Source organism: Kordia sp. SMS9, assembly GCF_003352465.1.
Lineage (GTDB): Bacteria > Bacteroidota > Bacteroidia > Flavobacteriales > Flavobacteriaceae > Kordia.
In genome coordinates this window covers 1,955,580-1,970,646 of record NZ_CP031153.1, presented here as the reverse complement: position 1 = coordinate 1,970,646, position 15,067 = coordinate 1,955,580, and the positions used below count along the sequence as shown (strand labels likewise).

16 protein-coding genes are annotated in these 15,067 nt (G+C 35.1%); 7 read left to right on the top strand and 9 right to left on the bottom strand.

Annotated elements, in window-relative coordinates; all coding sequences use genetic code 11:
- The first annotated feature begins 62 nt into the window (after positions 1 to 62).
- The 3 genes from KORDIASMS9_RS08510 to KORDIASMS9_RS08500 are packed head-to-tail and all read left to right on the top strand — an operon-like array spanning position 63 to position 2,982.
- The gene (locus tag KORDIASMS9_RS08510) at positions 63 to 1,082 is read left to right on the top strand and encodes an SIMPL domain-containing protein (RefSeq protein ID WP_114902439.1); all 1,020 of its coding nucleotides are present in this window, start codon (positions 63 to 65) and stop codon (positions 1,080 to 1,082) included.
- 3 nt (positions 1,083 to 1,085) lie between these two features.
- Positions 1,086 to 1,805, top strand: a complete 720-nt coding sequence (locus KORDIASMS9_RS08505; RefSeq protein ID WP_114902438.1) for an SIMPL domain-containing protein — start codon at positions 1,086 to 1,088, stop codon at positions 1,803 to 1,805.
- A 4-nt stretch (positions 1,806 to 1,809) separates the two neighbouring features.
- Positions 1,810 to 2,982: a vWA domain-containing protein gene (locus KORDIASMS9_RS08500; protein ID WP_114902437.1), complete on the top strand. Its 1,173-nt coding sequence runs from the start codon at positions 1,810 to 1,812 to the stop codon at positions 2,980 to 2,982.
- 286 nt (positions 2,983 to 3,268) lie between these two features.
- Here KORDIASMS9_RS08500 and KORDIASMS9_RS08495 read toward each other — a convergent pair whose 3' ends face one another.
- Positions 3,269 to 4,273: a type IX secretion system membrane protein PorP/SprF gene (locus KORDIASMS9_RS08495; RefSeq protein WP_114902436.1), complete on the bottom strand. Its 1,005-nt coding sequence runs from the start codon at positions 4,271 to 4,273 to the stop codon at positions 3,269 to 3,271.
- A 433-nt stretch (positions 4,274 to 4,706) separates the two neighbouring features.
- Between KORDIASMS9_RS08495 and KORDIASMS9_RS08490 the strand changes: the two genes are divergently transcribed.
- The 4 genes from KORDIASMS9_RS08490 (at position 4,707) to KORDIASMS9_RS08475 (ending at position 7,373) form a co-directional block, all read left to right on the top strand.
- Positions 4,707 to 5,612, top strand: a complete 906-nt coding sequence (locus tag KORDIASMS9_RS08490; protein ID WP_114902435.1) for a NifU family protein — start codon at positions 4,707 to 4,709, stop codon at positions 5,610 to 5,612.
- Between the two features lie 73 nt (positions 5,613 to 5,685).
- Positions 5,686 to 5,886, top strand: a complete 201-nt coding sequence (locus KORDIASMS9_RS08485) for a dodecin family protein (RefSeq protein ID WP_114902434.1) — start codon at positions 5,686 to 5,688, stop codon at positions 5,884 to 5,886.
- A gap of 120 nt (positions 5,887 to 6,006) precedes the next feature.
- Positions 6,007 to 6,378, top strand: a complete 372-nt coding sequence (locus tag KORDIASMS9_RS08480) for a DUF1304 domain-containing protein (protein ID WP_114902433.1) — start codon at positions 6,007 to 6,009, stop codon at positions 6,376 to 6,378.
- A 140-nt stretch (positions 6,379 to 6,518) separates the two neighbouring features.
- Positions 6,519 to 7,373 (top strand): mechanosensitive ion channel family protein, encoded by an 855-nt coding sequence (locus KORDIASMS9_RS08475; protein ID WP_114902432.1) that lies wholly within the window; start codon positions 6,519 to 6,521, stop codon positions 7,371 to 7,373.
- A gap of 127 nt (positions 7,374 to 7,500) precedes the next feature.
- On the opposite strand, the gene KORDIASMS9_RS08470 is transcribed toward KORDIASMS9_RS08475, so the two are convergent.
- The 8 genes from KORDIASMS9_RS08470 to KORDIASMS9_RS08435 form a co-directional block, all read right to left on the bottom strand.
- Positions 7,501 to 8,181, bottom strand: a complete 681-nt coding sequence (locus KORDIASMS9_RS08470) for a hypothetical protein (RefSeq protein ID WP_162819834.1) — start codon at positions 8,179 to 8,181, stop codon at positions 7,501 to 7,503.
- The gene (gene tsaB / locus KORDIASMS9_RS08465) at positions 8,178 to 8,855 is read right to left on the bottom strand and encodes a tRNA (adenosine(37)-N6)-threonylcarbamoyltransferase complex dimerization subunit type 1 TsaB (RefSeq protein WP_114902430.1); all 678 of its coding nucleotides are present in this window, start codon (positions 8,853 to 8,855) and stop codon (positions 8,178 to 8,180) included. Before tsaB ends, KORDIASMS9_RS08470 begins: the two co-directional genes overlap by 4 nt.
- Positions 8,856 to 8,934: 79 nt before the next feature.
- Positions 8,935 to 9,162: a hypothetical protein gene (locus tag KORDIASMS9_RS08460; RefSeq protein WP_114902429.1), complete on the bottom strand. Its 228-nt coding sequence runs from the start codon at positions 9,160 to 9,162 to the stop codon at positions 8,935 to 8,937.
- A gap of 2 nt (positions 9,163 to 9,164) precedes the next feature.
- Positions 9,165 to 10,496, bottom strand: a complete 1,332-nt coding sequence (locus KORDIASMS9_RS08455; RefSeq protein WP_114902428.1) for a TolC family protein — start codon at positions 10,494 to 10,496, stop codon at positions 9,165 to 9,167.
- Between the two features lie 111 nt (positions 10,497 to 10,607).
- Positions 10,608 to 11,756, bottom strand: coding sequence for an efflux RND transporter periplasmic adaptor subunit (locus KORDIASMS9_RS08450; RefSeq protein WP_114902427.1), 1,149 nt, complete (start codon positions 11,754 to 11,756; stop codon positions 10,608 to 10,610).
- Positions 11,757 to 11,788: 32 nt separating this feature from the next.
- Positions 11,789 to 13,051, bottom strand: coding sequence for an ABC transporter permease (locus KORDIASMS9_RS08445; RefSeq protein WP_114902426.1), 1,263 nt, complete (start codon positions 13,049 to 13,051; stop codon positions 11,789 to 11,791).
- A gap of 19 nt (positions 13,052 to 13,070) precedes the next feature.
- Positions 13,071 to 14,303 carry an ABC transporter permease gene (locus KORDIASMS9_RS08440; RefSeq protein WP_114902425.1) on the bottom strand — a complete coding sequence of 411 codons (1,233 nt, stop codon included), beginning with the start codon at positions 14,301 to 14,303 and terminating at the stop codon, positions 13,071 to 13,073.
- The gene (locus tag KORDIASMS9_RS08435) at positions 14,296 to 14,997 is read right to left on the bottom strand and encodes an ABC transporter ATP-binding protein (protein WP_114902424.1); all 702 of its coding nucleotides are present in this window, start codon (positions 14,995 to 14,997) and stop codon (positions 14,296 to 14,298) included. The genes KORDIASMS9_RS08440 and KORDIASMS9_RS08435 overlap by 8 nt, the downstream gene beginning before the upstream one ends.
- Positions 14,998 to 15,067: the final 70 nt, after the last annotated feature.

The following is a 15,067-nucleotide window of genomic DNA, read 5'->3' as shown; positions in this document are numbered from 1 at the left end:
ACTCATTCCTTGTTTTTTTCAAATTTCTTTGCGGGTACTTTTAGGGAAAATTAAAAAAACTCATGAAAAAAATACATCTCTTAGTGTGTCTGTGTATTTCCCAGTTTATTTTTGCACAACACAAAGGAAACTATGATGGCAATCTTCAAATTTCCAGACAGAATATTGCTACAGGAAATGCACAAGTATATGGTCCGCAATCTCCAAGAAATAGAAGAACTATAAATCCGAATTCGTCCATTACAATTGACGTTCATGCGTTGTACAATGCAAAAGCAACGTCGTACACGGCAATTTTTAATATTTCTCAAATTGGTCCTACTGCCGAAGAAACACACAAACTTGTCAATGAACGTATTGATGATGTTCGTAGCAAATTGCTTCCCGCAGGAATTAAAACAGAAGATATTGCCATTGATGTGATTTCGTTTGTGCCTGTATACGAAATTGAAGTTCAGAAAAAATTATTCAGCAAAAAATACAATGAAGTCCCAAAAGGATTTGAGCTACAGCAAAACATTCACATTCAGTTTAAAAAAACAGGACAATTTGAAAAGATTTTAGCCGCTTGCGCCGCGAATGAAATTTACAACTTAGTGAAAGTTGATTATTTTATTGAGAACATTCGCGAAGTGTATAAAAAACTACAAACTTCTTTATTGTCGCTCGTAAAAGAAGAAAAAGAGTATTACAAATTATTAGGCTTCGATTTGTCGGAATACAACGCAATCATGGCAGATGACAAATATTGTTATTTCCCAAAAGATTTTTACCAAAGCTATCAAGCGTACAATAGTATTTCTTTTGATGCTTTAAAGAAGCCAAAAAATGTGACCAAAGTCAAAAAACAGACTTCCTATTATTATCAACCGATTTCCACCGAAAATTATGATGTTGTCATCAATTCTGCTATTCTAGAACCTGTAGTGCAAGTGGGAATGCAAATCAAATTAGTGTATTCACCAAAACCAAAAGAGCAGAAACAAGCACCGAAAACGGAAGTAAAAACAGAGCATAAATACTATGTGATTTCTCCAGATGGCAATATTGACGTAAAAGAATTAAAAACTAACAATAACTAACTTATGAAACATTTTATTTCCATTATTATTTTCACCGTTTTTCTTCCTTTGTTATCCATCGCACAAAGCGAAAAAAACTTTATTGATCAAAATTATATTGAAATTATTGGCACTGCGGAAACTTTAGTCGTTCCAAATGAAATTTATGTTTCAGTGACATTGACCGAGAAAAATCATAAAAAAACCATTGAAGAGCAGGAACAATTGCTGCTTGCCAATTTGAAAAGTATAGGAATTGATACGGATAAAGATGTTTCTGTATCAAGTTTTCAGGGAACGTATGAGCGTTATTTTTTGAAACGTAACGAAGTTGAAAAGCTGAAAGTATATCAAATTATACTACATGATGGTGCTACGCTTTCAAAAACTTTTATGGCGTTGGATCGATTGAATATTACAAATGCCTACATCACGAAAGTAAGTCACTCTGAAATTGATAAACTCCGCAGAGACACCAAAATGAAATCGTTAAAAGTTGCAAAAGAAAAAGCCAAACAATATGCTGAAGCGATTGATCAAGAAATTGGAAAGGCGCTTTTTATACAAGAAACAAACCCTAACACAAATTTTACAAGTAATAATATTCATGTCAGAGGACTAGGTTCAATGAACAATTACAGTCAAAGAACAAAACTGCCAGAATTTAAGAACCTGACATTTCAAAAAATTAGCCTAACCGCCACTGTTTTAACCAGATTTGAATTAAAAACAAAAAACGAGTAAAAAAATGAAAACACTACATGTATTTTTAGCAAGCACATTGTTGTTAACGATGTCTTGCAAAGGAAACTCAAAAGCAGATATGGCTTTGTTGAGTGAAACAGAAGCGAGCACCATTATTGAAACAAAAACACTTCCGGTAAAACCCAAAAACACGATTAAAGTAGCATTATTATTGGACACGAGCAATAGTATGGACGGATTGATTCATCAAGCGAAAGCACAATTGTGGGAAATTATCAATGAATTGTCTTATGCAAAATGTGGCAACGAAAAACCAAACTTACAAATTGCTTTGTACGAATACGGAAACGATAATTTACCATCGGAAGAAGGCTATATAAGACAAGTGTTAGGGTTTAGCAATGATTTGGATGAAATCTCTGAAAAGTTATTTTCGTTGACGACACGCGGCGGAAGTGAGTTTTGTGGACATGTGATTCAGACGTCTTTAGATCAACTGAATTGGGGCGCGAATCCGAAAGATTTGAAACTTTTGTTTATCGCAGGAAACGAACCATTTACGCAAGGAAACGTGAATTATAAAGATGCTATTACCAATGCAGGCGAAAAAGATGTGGTCATCAACACGATTTTCTGTGGAAATTACCAACAAGGAATTTCGGGCATGTGGAAAGACGGTGCTACATTGGGAAAAGGAGATTATATGACGATTGCGCACAATAAGAATATCGTGTATGTACAAACTCCGTACGATAAAAAGATTATGGAATACAATACACAATTGAACAATACCTATATCGCGTACGGTTCGCGTGGATCGTATAAAATAACACAACAAGCTACGCAAGATGCCAATGCCAATTCTATTAATGAAGAAATTGCCGTGGATAGAGCCGTTTCAAAGAGTTCAGGCTTCTACACAAATTCTTCTTGGGATTTGGTAGATGGAATCGCAAACGATTCTGTAAAACTAGAAGAACTTTCCGAGAAAGAGTTGCCAACTGAATTACGCGGAAAATCAAAAGAACAGATTTTAGCGTATGTAAAAGAACAGCAACAGAAACGTAAAAAAATTCAAAAAAACATTCGTGACTTGAATGCAAAACGCAAACAATTCATTTCGAAAAAGAATCAAGAAAAAGGAAAAAACGATTTGGAAAGCGCTATGATTGAAGCGATTAAAAAGCAAGCGGCACGTAAAAATTATACTTGGTAGTTGAGACTCGCTGCACTGGAAGAAAATCCTTGAAAATGCTTTGACATTAGTTTTCAGTCAGAATTTCTAGTGGTTTTTAGAACTTGACTACTACCTAATACCCAACACCAAATACCTAAAATATTAGACGGACTTTGCTACTAGCGATGAATTACAAAACAAGCATCTAAAACATCACTTTAGATGAAGGACCGTTGAAGATTAGTGACTGATTTTCAATATATGTGCAAAAGAAAAAGGCTTGCGTTTGATAGCAAGCCTTTTTTATGTGGTGTTGTGTATGTTTCTAGTTAATTGCAGGACAGTTACAATCGTAAGGATCTCTTCGTTCTCCGAAGTTATAACCTAAAGTAATTTGGTGAAAACCTCCGTTGGTAAGCACTAATGAATTTGCTTGGTACGAATACGTGTATGCAAACATAAAGCGATTGTAATTGACACCTACAAACGGTGTGATGTACTGTAACTTCTGATTGTCAACCTGTGTTCCATTCACAAATTCTGCGCCGTCTAAACTTCTTCTGTACGACAATCCGCCCCAAACAGAACCGAATTCCAAGCTTCTGTATACTTTAATATTAGCATCAACGGAAGATTCTTGTGTTTCTTCTGTGTATTGAAACATGATGGATGGTTCATACGTCCAATCACTATCATATCCTCCGAAAGTATATCCTGTAGATGCTAAATAACGGCGTTGGTTTTTGGATTCAAATTCTTGAGAAAACAAGTCTCTTTGTGTTGGCAATGCATTTTTAATCGTTAAATGCGCAAAAAAGTCTAAGAAATAATACGAAGCTCCAAAGTCTACATTAAAATAGGTAGTATTCAATCGTCCACCAGAAATGATAGGATCTGGGTTGTTAATAATATCAAAACCCGTTTCATCCAATGTTCCTTGGGTAAATCCGGTACTAATTCCGAAAGATAATTGGTTTAAGTCTACTGTATTTCTTGAGAGTAATAAGTGATATGCAAATGTTAAATACGCTCCTTGTTGAGAAAAGTTACCATTTTCGTCATTATACACAATTGCTCCGATACCTACTTTGTCACCTACACGTGTATTAAAACTCAAGGTTTGTAAGGATGGTGCATTGTCTACATCAAACCATTGTTGCCTAGCTGTCAGTCTAAGCTTCGAAGTGTTTGAAGCTCCAGCCATCGAAGGGTGAATTAAGTACAAATTATCAGAAAGATAGTCAACATAAACAGGAAGTCCATCTTGTGCGAAAGAGCATTGTACTCCGAATGCGATGGCAACAATAGCTAAGTATTTTTTAAATTTCATTAGTGTTTATCTTTTTGTGAAAAAAATATCGACACGAATTTTTGGTCGTATCGAAATTCAATGCAACTTATTTATTTGATAACGAGGCTTAATTAATTGTGTTTCAGTTAGTTTTATGCAATACTTTTTTTAAATATGTATTTTCATAGCTTAAATTACCACACATTTGGTCAAATATATAAATTATTTGATAAGTAACTCATGCTTATCTAAATTTATTATTGTTGTTTCTCGTAATAAAACCCGTTTCAACAAAACCTACATTGTGTATGATTTCGTTTCGGCTGTTAATTTATTAAAAACGTAAATAATTACTAATTATTTTAACACAAAAAATAAATTTCTATCAAAGTCACCTCGATAACAACATAATTTACCCAACTCATTCACAGAATACAACGATAATGGTTACTTTTGTAAAAAAATTGAAACCATGAGTGGTATTACGATACAAATAGAAAAAACAAGTAATCCTGCGATTATAAAATTTGAGGCAAGTACGTTTTTAACACGACACAATAGTTATGAATTTAAAAATATTGACGACGCCAAAGATTCTCCTTTAGCCCAGCAATTATTTTATTTACCATTTGTAAAAACCATTTTTATTTCTGGAAATTTTATCGCTATTGAGCGTTACAATATTGTTACTTGGTCAGCTGTACAGGAAGAAGTTGCCGATCAGATTCAAGAATATATCAACAGTGGAAAGGAAATCATCAGCGAATCTGCGACGCCTAAAAAAGCAGTTCCTGTAAGCGTGTATGCGGAAAGTACACCAAACCCAACGGTGATGAAGTTTGTAGCCAATAAAAAGATTGTCGATCGTATTTTTGAATTTAAAAATATTGACGAAACAAAATATGCGCCCATAGCACAAGCGCTCTTTCACTTTCCATTTGTCAAAGAAATCTTTATTGATAAAAATTACATTTCTATCACCAAGTACGATATGGTGGAATGGAATGATATTACGATGGAAATTCGCGAATTCATCCGCAATTATATTCACGAAGGAAAAGAAATTATTTCAGCAGACATTCCAGCGGAACAAAAGGAAAAAGTAGAAATCTCAGACGAAAGTTATGAAGCTTTAGACGATATTTCAAAAGAAATCATCAATATTTTAGAAGAATACATTAAACCAGCCGTTGCCAGCGATGGCGGAAATATTATGTTCGATTCGTACGATCCATCTTCTAAAGTCGTAAAAGTAGTATTGCAAGGAGCTTGTAGTGGTTGTCCATCATCTACCATGACATTGAAAAGTGGTATCGAAAATACGTTAAAGAACCTATTAAAAGGGCAAATCAACGAAGTTGTTGCCATAAATGGATAAAAAACACTTTTTTAATTGTTGGAATTGCCGTAATTTGATAAGTAAATTTTTTTAACCTTAAAAAACATAAATTATGGCAGTATTAAAAGTAATAGAAGTGCTTTCAAACTCAAAGAAAAGTTGGGAAGATGCTACAGCAAAAGCGGTAAAACAAGCTTCTAAATCAGTAAAAAACATTAAATCTGTATATGTACAAGATCAGAGTGCAATTGTTCAAGATGGAGCTGTTGTTGAATACCGTGTCAACTTAAAACTTACGTTTGAAGTAAAATAACAAATACACCTATTTGAGAAAAGCGTTTTCATCATTTGAGAACGCTTTTTTTATACTCGCAGATTTTTCCTATCTTTTCTTAACCTTATCTAGTTAACAACACCTACAAAGTGCACGTATATGAAAACTTTAGAAACTATTTTAATTGCGCTTGTCGCGATAGAACACGTATACATTTTATACATAGAAATGTTCTTATGGACAACACCAAAAGGCATGAAAACTTTTGGATTGAAATCAAAAACCTTTGCTGAAGAAACGAAAACACTTGCTGCCAATCAAGGATTGTACAACGGTTTTTTAGCTGCTGGATTGTTTTGGTCTTTGTACACAAAAGATATTTCTGTAAGTTTATTTTTTATCATTTGTGTATGTGTTGCCGCTTTATATGGCGCTTATTCTACCAAAAGTAAGCGTATTTTAATTGTACAAGGAACACCTGCATTTTTGGCACTAATCGTTATTTTATTGCGAATGTTTTTAAAAATGTAATCCCTTATTCAGATAGAAAAGAACATGCTGCCGTTTAACAGTTTTTTTTACTGTTGATGGATGGATGGAAAATTGTGTGATAAATTTATAGTCAAAACGTTCAAATTTATAATTTTGCACTATCATAAAAAACTAACAATATGCAAACAGAAAATACTACACAAACTCCAACAGATGATGCTGCAACAGGCTGGTTGGGAGATTTTGACTTACAAGGGATCATTGTAGAATATGGATTGAAAGTGCTCGTTGCACTTGCCATTTTAATCATTGGATTGTTTATCATCAAGATGATTGTACGTGTGTCTAAGAAAGTCATGAAAAAACGTGGAATTGACGCAACATTGCAGAAATTTTTAGGCAATTTAATTAGTTGGACACTAAAAATCTTATTATTTGTCATTGTTGCATCGCAATTAGGTGTGGAAACAACTTCGTTTGCTGCCATTATTGGTGCCGCAGGTTTGGCAATTGGTTTGGCATTGCAAGGTTCGTTATCCAATTTTGCAGGTGGCGTGTTAATCATGATTTTCAAACCGTATAAAATTGGTGATTTTATTGAAGCACAAGGCGTTTTAGGAACTGTAAAGGAGATTCAAATTTTCACCACTCACTTAAATACCGTAGAAAACAAATTGGCTATTTTACCAAATGGCGCGGTTTCTAATGGGAACATCATTAACTATTCTGCTGAAGAAACGCGAAGAATTGACTTGGTTTTTGGTGTGTCATACGATGCTGATATTAAGGAAACAAAAGATGTTTTGATGAAAATCATGACTGATAATGAAACCATTTTAAAAGATCCTGCACCAGCAGTGACCGTTTTAGAATTGGCAGACAGCTCAGTAAATTTTGCAGTTCGTCCTTGGGTAAAAACAGATGATTATTGGGATGTGTATTTTTATATGCAAGAACATGCTAAAATTGAATTAGATGCTGCTGGCATTGAAATTCCATATCCACACAGTGTTGAGATACAGAAAGAAGGCTAGACTGTTAGACGAAATTAAAAATAATATAGTTTGGAAAAGCGACATCGTTGATGTCGCTTTTTTGTGATTTATTTTTTAATTCGGTTTTTTACCATTCAATAACGCAGCGTAAATTTTCAGCAGCAGGTTACTTTACAGGTTTATAAATTCCGTAATCTGTGAATTCTGATAGTTTTATCTCATGTTTAGGTTCAAAATACTTTTTGTCAATACATATTTTTATGTCAGCAGTAACGGAATCTGTTATAAACTTCACGTGATCACAATTAATTCTTTTTACAATTGTATTCGTGCTGTCGGTCATTATATAAATATTTCCTTTCGGAACAGTAATTTCATCGTAATCTGTTCCATCTACAAATTTAGATTCGTTTGTATAGAAGGTAATGTGATCTCGATCTTCTTTAAAGGATTGAAACGTGTACGCTTTGTATAAACATTCGCTATTCCGTCCACTAAAATCTTCATAGCTTTTTATAGTATTGATAGCACCAGCTATTTTTGGAATCGGTGTTTCTCGAGCTCTAATTCTATCTCTAAATATTCCGTCAATTTGATGTTTACTAGGAATTGAAGTCAGATATGAAATTTGATGTCCGCTCATCACATCACTTTGTTGAAAACCTTCGGCAGCGTTTAGTAATTTCATTCCAGACACATGTGAATCGCGTCCGCCCCAAGCATCAAACTTATAGATTGAATAGTTAGAGTTTTCAATTTTTTGTTCCCATAATTCAACATCCCAAGAAGTTGAAAAAAAACAACTTACACAGAGCAATGCTGATATGATTATAAGTAGCTTCCTCACTTTTTCTTAGATTTTGTTACGACAAAATCTTTTAGATAATACGGTTCAAAATAAGCGACATCTTCAAAGTCATTGTTTTGATGCTTTTCCATTGCTATGGGAATCATTTTTTCTGTAGATGGAAAGTATATTTCATCATAAAAAACAGCATTTTCATGCGTAATGATGCCTTTGCACTTTTCTGCGCCGTTTCCGATGAAATGTACTTTTCCTTTGGCTAATTCATCTCCAAAAGAAGCTTCTGTAATGATTTCTGCCTGCGTTTCTCTGATTTGACGATAGTTTGTGTCAAATACTGCCGAATACACTTCCATGCGTCGCGCATCCAATAACGGAACTATGAAACCATCCGCCACAGCGATAGCACGTGCTAAAATTTCTAAACTTTCAATTGCTTGCAATTGTATATCGGAAGCAAAACACAATCCTTTGGCTGCCGACACGCCAATGCGCAATCCTGTGTACGATCCTGGACCTTTTCCAACAACCACGGCGTCTAAATCAGTTGCTTGAATGTTTGCCGTTTCCAACGCTTCTTTAATGAATACGTGCAACTTTTCAGAATGCGAATAGTTTTTGTCGTTTTCTTCCTTGAAGTATAAAACGTCATTGTCATTCGCCAAACACACCGAACAATTCGTCGTGGAGGTTTCTAAGTATAATCGTATCGCCATTGGATTGCTAATTTTTCACAAAAATAAAAAAAGCATCAACCTTTTTGAAAGTATGGATGCTTTTTGTGTGTTGTAGTTGTTATTTTCGAAGTTCTTTTTCAATCATTTCCGCATCATAAATTTTACCGTCTTTATCAAAAGCCCAAACATTTGAAATTTCACGTAATTTTGGCAATACTGTTTCTTCTAGAATATTTTTTTGCTTTATAATTCTTCGAAGCTTTCTATTTGCCGCGCGTTTATCTTTCTTTTCGGATGTTGCTGTGGTAATTCCTCGTATTTTTATCTTTTTGTAAGACCTGCTCATTTTTATTTGAAATCCGTCAACGGCAATCCAAAATAGAATTCTAGTATTTTTAAACGGAAAATATAGTCGAATTTGGTACGAACCACGTCTGATTCTGCGCTTTCCAATCGCTGTTTTGATTGACTGAAATCGAACGAGTTCATCATGCCTTCATTGAAACGTTCGGTAGAATATTTGTGTGCTTCTCTTCGTGCTATTAGGGTTTTTTCGGCGGCTTCATACGATTTTAACGCGCCTCTTGTATCATTATATGCTTGATTTACTGTGGCTTCTAAGTTAATTTTAGTTTGCTCTAAATTGAACTTGGCGCGATCAATATTAACTTTTTGACGACGCACATTGTTTCTGTTACGAAAACCATTTAAAACTGGAATGTTTAATCGCACACCAAATGAATGGTTTTTGTTGTCTGACACCTGATCAAAGAATGGTGCTGTGTTAAATAATTCACTATTAAAATATGTAGTACTGAATCCGTAGAAAGCAGAAAGACTTGGCAATAAAGCTCCTTTTGCAATTTTTAAATCGTATTCAGCCAATTCAATATTGGTTTCTGATATTTTTACATCATTACGCACTTCCAATGACTTTTCAAAGATTTGTCGTGGCGTGTTGTTCATAATGGTTGTTGCTGGAATCATATAATCGCCTTCCGCAATGTCGAACGTTTCGTAATCGGTCAACAATAATAATTGCGCTAAGGATATTTTAGAAATTCTCAAATTATTTTCAGCGTTAACAATTTGCTGTTCTTGTGTTGCTGCATTGGCTTCAATTTCTAAGGCATCACCACGCGGCACTACACCTTCTTTTACCAATTCGTTCGTACGGTTCAATTCTGCTGTAGTAACATCATATTGCGTTTGTAATACTTTTAACGATTCTTTGTTGAATAGAATTTGCAAAAAGGCTTGTACAACTTGTAACGAAGTATTGTCTTTGATATCATCTAACTGATATTGATTGGCTAGTAATGCCAAGTTTGCTCTGTGTAGTCTATTTACATTTTGTAATCCGTTATAGATATCTACACCAATATTAAGAGATCCACTAGAGTTTTGCTGTGTTGACGTTACAATTTGTCCCGTTAACGGGTTCTGACTCAAACCAATATTCCAGGAATGTGAAGCGGAAAGATTCAACGTTGGCAAAAAGTTTCCGACCGCATCATTTTTATCTATTTCTGAACTTTGTCGATCCAACAATGATTGTTTGATCGAGATGTTATTTTCCAATGCATGATCGACACATTCTTTTAATGTCCATTTTTTTTGTGCAGTCGCAGTTGCCAAACAGCCTACGGTGAGCACTATAATGATAAATACTTTTTTCATCTGTTAATTTACATTTTTTTTGTTGTCAGATGGAACATCCTAAAATCGTTCTGTTAGGTAACTACATTTTAGCAATGGATGTTTCATGTGAATGGTTATAAATTTTCGGTTTTAATCGTTTGTTTCATCTTCACTTTCGCCGTCTCCTTCTTTTATTTCGTCTTTTTTGATGGCAAATTTGTTCCAGATTTTGATTTTATCTTCTTCTGTCAATCCAGATTTTATTTCAATATTTTTCCCGTCAGAAATACCTACTTCGATAAATTTTTTCTCAAATTTTTGATCTTCTTTTTCAATTTCCACATACGGCTTGTCGTCATTTTTAGGATCAAATCGAAGCAATCCTTCATCCACGACTAAGATATCTTCCTTTTTACCGAGTTCAATGGTGGCATTGGCACTGTATCCTGCTCTGATAAAATATTCTTCATCTAAGGCAACATCTGCTTTTATTTTAAATTGAACCGTACCACTTTCTTCCACGCCTTTTGGTGCTACAAACGTAAGTTTTGCATCAAAATCTTTGTCTTCAATTGCTCCTAAGTTTACGGTAAGTTCAGAATTTGGCTTTAATTTTCCAACTTCTGCTTCGTCAACTTTTCCTTCAAAGATCATTTTGCTTAAATCGGCAATGGTAGCAATGCTCGTTCCTGCGTTGAAATTGTTACTTTCAATCACCTGATCTCCTTCTTTTACAGGAATGATTAAAATAGTTCCTGATACCGTTGCTCTAATGTTTGTATTTGCCGCAGAACCACCTACAGAACCTTTTTTGATAATTTGCAAATCACTTTGTGCATTTCGCAGTTGCTGCTTTGCTTGATCATAAGAAAGTTCCGAACGCTCAAATTCTTGACTCGAAATGATGCCTTTGTCAAAAAGTGTTTTGTTTCTGTCGTAGGTAATTTTTGAGTTATTTAAGACAATTTGGGCATTTTTGATGCCATTTCTCGCACTGTTCAATGATTGTTCGTTTGGCACAACTTTTACTCTCGCGATTAAGTCACCTGATTGAATTTTGTCACCTTCTTCCACAAATATTTTTTCAATAATTCCAGAAATTTGTGGTTTTATTTCTACTTCATCTTCTGGAATTACAGTTCCGGCAGCTACCGTTTTTTCAACAATAGTTGCTTTGAAAGCTGTGGCCGTTTCAAAAGTTTCCACATTCTTTTCATTTGAATTTACAAAATAAGATCCTGCAAAAAATGCACCTGCTAACAGTATAATTAGTAATAGGATTTTTAAAAATTTCTTCATTTGTATGCTAAATTAGTCTATGATTGATGTTATTATTCTTCTCGTAATGCTTCAATGGGTCGTATACTTACCGCGCGTTGCGCAGGAATCAGTCCAATGAGTGTTCCTAAAATCACCATGATGGCAATGGCAAATCCGATGTATTGTAAACTTACCGTTGGATTCATGAATGGAATATCGTCCCAAGTTTTAGCAACATTGTTTAAAACTGATAGGGATAATCCGCCTACGGTCATTCCTAACAATCCTGCTACTAAGGTTAAAAATACAGACTCTAAGATAATTTGTCCGCGAATTTCGCTTGGTTTTGCGCCTAATGCACGTCGTATTCCAATTTCTTTGGTACGTTCTTTTACTGTAATTAATAGGATGTTTCCAATGGCAATTACGCCTGCTAGAATCGTGGCAATTCCAACAATTAATGCTGTAAATTTTAGTCCTTTGACAAACCCTGTGACTTTACCAAACATTTCGCCAAAGTTTGCTGCACCAAAAGCTCTTTCGTCGTTTGGATGTACCGTGTATCTTCTTTTGAGCAATTCTTTTGTTTTTTCTTCAATAGCAACAATGTCTTCTGCGGGATATCCTGCAATGACCATCCAACCGATTCTATTTCCGGTGTTGAATACTTTTTTGAACGTGGTAAATGGAATGAAGATGGAATTATCACCTTCAAAGAAGTCCGTATTGTTTCGTTTGTACACGCCCACTACTTGAAAATAAATGTTGCTTATTTTTATGTATTTCCCGACAGGATTTTCATCTTTTTTAAATAATTCTTTTTCAATACGTTCACCAATCACACATATTTTTCGATTGTCTTGAATGTCTTTTTGGTTTAAGAAACGTCCTTTTCTCAGTTTTTTTCTCGATACATTGTCGATGATTGGATAATCTCCAAATACTTTGTAGTTTCCTGATTTCATATCATTGACTACTAATGGCGCAGCGCCACCAAATATTCCTTTGGCATTTCGTGGCACTACAAATTGTACACCTTCTACTTGATTGGCAATTCGGTAGGTATCACTTAATTCTAGCTGAATTCCGCGATTTCGGTTGTAACCTCCGTACGGCATTCCTGTTTGTTGTCCCCAAAGAAAAATACTATTTGTAGCTAAGTCTTTAAACGTATAATCAAATCCGTTTTCCATTCCTTTTGCAGCACCTTGCAATCCCACAAAGAGTAAAATTCCCCAAAAAACACCAATGATTGTGATGGCGGTTCGCAATTTGTTTTTGCGAATCGTTCCGAAGATTTCTTGCCAAGTATCTCTTGTAAATATAAATTTCATGTTCCTTCTTGGTTCTTAGTTATTCGTCTCTTAGTGCTACAATTGGTTTTACTCTGGCGGCGCGCCTTGCAGGAATGTATCCTGCGATAAGTCCGGAAAGGACTAAAATAATCGTAGCGCCGATAATAGTTCCTTGACTGACACTTGGATTGGTGATAAACCAATCTTCTAGTTTGTTGCCCATAGAGTTCAGTATAGAGTTTCCTATGAGCAAACCAATGTATCCAAAGATTAAGGTGATGACGACTGTTTCTTGCAAAATCATACCGATTACCGAACTTGGTTTGGCTCCTAATGCTTTCCTGATTCCTAATTCTTTGGTACGTTCTTTTACAATGTATACCATGATATTGCTAATTCCGATGACGCCTGCAAACAAGGTTCCAATACCAATCCACAGGACTATGATTTGTAATACACTTGCAAATTGCAAGGTGTCAGAAAGTTCTTCAATATTGTTGTTTACATAGATTCCATTTCGATCGCTTGGTGCAACATTGTGTCTCTTTTTGAGTGCTGTTTCAATTTCTTTGGAAAGTCTACTCGCACCACCAGCACCAATACTCATGTCATACATCAAATTGATTTGATCTATTTTTTCTGTGTTTTTGTAGATTAATTGTGTCGTACTTACGGGTGTATATATTCTGCGTTCTTCGCGGTCGCCACTACCTTTATCGCTAAATACACCTACAACTCTATAAATGAGTTTGTTCATGCTGATATATTCTCCAATGGCATCTTCTCCTCCAAATAAGTCTTTTTCTACCAAACGGCCAATGACTGCAATTCTCGCATCTGTTTGGATATCATTTTGATTGACAAAACGCCCTTTTATGATGTCTGTTTGTTCTATGAGTTGATGTGATGGATGTACAGCACGCACATCGTAACTTCCATATTCGTTTTTGTATTTTGCAGTAACTCCTTTACGGATTCGCGCTGTAATGTGTTGCACGCGTCCTGCGAATTTTTCTTTGAGGAATTCTAAATCTTCGTTTTCAAACTCAATGCGTCTGTTTTCCTTGAATCCTTTGAAGGGTTTTGTAGCAAAGCCAGGATAGATGAAGATGGTATTTTGTGCATCGTCTTGAAACGCTTCGTAAAACGTGTTTTTAAGACCGTTCCCCATTCCGAAAAGGATCGTGAAAATTAAGATTCCGAGCGTCACAGTGAAACCGGCTAAGAGTGTTCTTAGCTTGTTTTTATTGATAGTTTGGAATATTTCTAGCCAACGATCTAAATCAAACATGTGCTGAGGCTCTTACTTGTTCTACAAATTTATCTTCTTCTATAACACCATCTTTTAGCTGTACAATTCGCTTGGTCATATTGGCGATGTCAGTTTCGTGTGTTACTACTAGAATGGTTTTTCCTTCATCATTAATTCCTTGAAGAAAGTCCATGACTTCATACGAAGTTTTCGTGTCTAATGCTCCTGTTGGCTCATCTGCTAGTAAAACTTTAGGTTCGGAAGCTAATGCACGTGCAATAGCGACACGTTGTTTTTGTCCACCCGAAAGTTCACTTGGTAAGTGGTGTGCCCAATCTGCCAAGCCCACTTTTTCAAGATAGTATAATGCTTTTTCTTTTCTGATTTTTCGTGAAACACCTTGGTAGTATAAGGGCAATGCTACATTGTCAGCTGCGTCTTTATAATTGATCAAGTTGAACGATTGAAAAATGAATCCTAAGAATTTATTGCGGTATACTGCTGCTTTTTTTTCACTTAGGTTTTTGATAGGAACATTGTCTAATACGTACGAACCTTCATCGGCTTCGTCTAACATTCCAATGATATTTAGCAGTGTAGATTTTCCTGAACCTGAAGAACCCATAATAGAGACAAATTCTCCTTCTTTTATATCAAGATTGATTCCTTTGAGTACGTGAAGTGAGTTGCTTCCCATACGATAGGATTTGTGTAATTCCTTAATCTGGATCATAGATGGTTAGGTGTTTTGTTAACACAATATTACATATTTGCGGTTACAAGTGTTATTAATATTCTGTTAA

Coding starts and splice junctions, on each gene's coding strand:
- KORDIASMS9_RS08510 (WP_114902439.1), top strand. CDS start 63: ATGAAAAAAATACATCTCTTAGTGTGTCTGTGTATTTCCCAGTTTATT.
- KORDIASMS9_RS08505 (WP_114902438.1), top strand. CDS start 1,086: ATGAAACATTTTATTTCCATTATTATTTTCACCGTTTTTCTTCCTTTG.
- KORDIASMS9_RS08500 (WP_114902437.1), top strand. CDS start 1,810: ATGAAAACACTACATGTATTTTTAGCAAGCACATTGTTGTTAACGATG.
- KORDIASMS9_RS08495 (WP_114902436.1), bottom strand. CDS start 4,273: ATGAAATTTAAAAAATACTTAGCTATTGTTGCCATCGCATTCGGAGTA.
- KORDIASMS9_RS08490 (WP_114902435.1), top strand. CDS start 4,707: ATGAGTGGTATTACGATACAAATAGAAAAAACAAGTAATCCTGCGATT.
- KORDIASMS9_RS08485 (WP_114902434.1), top strand. CDS start 5,686: ATGGCAGTATTAAAAGTAATAGAAGTGCTTTCAAACTCAAAGAAAAGT.
- KORDIASMS9_RS08480 (WP_114902433.1), top strand. CDS start 6,007: ATGAAAACTTTAGAAACTATTTTAATTGCGCTTGTCGCGATAGAACAC.
- KORDIASMS9_RS08475 (WP_114902432.1), top strand. CDS start 6,519: ATGCAAACAGAAAATACTACACAAACTCCAACAGATGATGCTGCAACA.
- tsaB (WP_114902430.1), bottom strand. CDS start 8,855: ATGGCGATACGATTATACTTAGAAACCTCCACGACGAATTGTTCGGTG.
- KORDIASMS9_RS08460 (WP_114902429.1), bottom strand. CDS start 9,162: ATGAGCAGGTCTTACAAAAAGATAAAAATACGAGGAATTACCACAGCA.
- KORDIASMS9_RS08455 (WP_114902428.1), bottom strand. CDS start 10,496: ATGAAAAAAGTATTTATCATTATAGTGCTCACCGTAGGCTGTTTGGCA.
- KORDIASMS9_RS08450 (WP_114902427.1), bottom strand. CDS start 11,756: ATGAAGAAATTTTTAAAAATCCTATTACTAATTATACTGTTAGCAGGT.
- KORDIASMS9_RS08445 (WP_114902426.1), bottom strand. CDS start 13,051: ATGAAATTTATATTTACAAGAGATACTTGGCAAGAAATCTTCGGAACG.
- KORDIASMS9_RS08440 (WP_114902425.1), bottom strand. CDS start 14,303: ATGTTTGATTTAGATCGTTGGCTAGAAATATTCCAAACTATCAATAAA.
- KORDIASMS9_RS08435 (WP_114902424.1), bottom strand. CDS start 14,997: ATGATCCAGATTAAGGAATTACACAAATCCTATCGTATGGGAAGCAAC.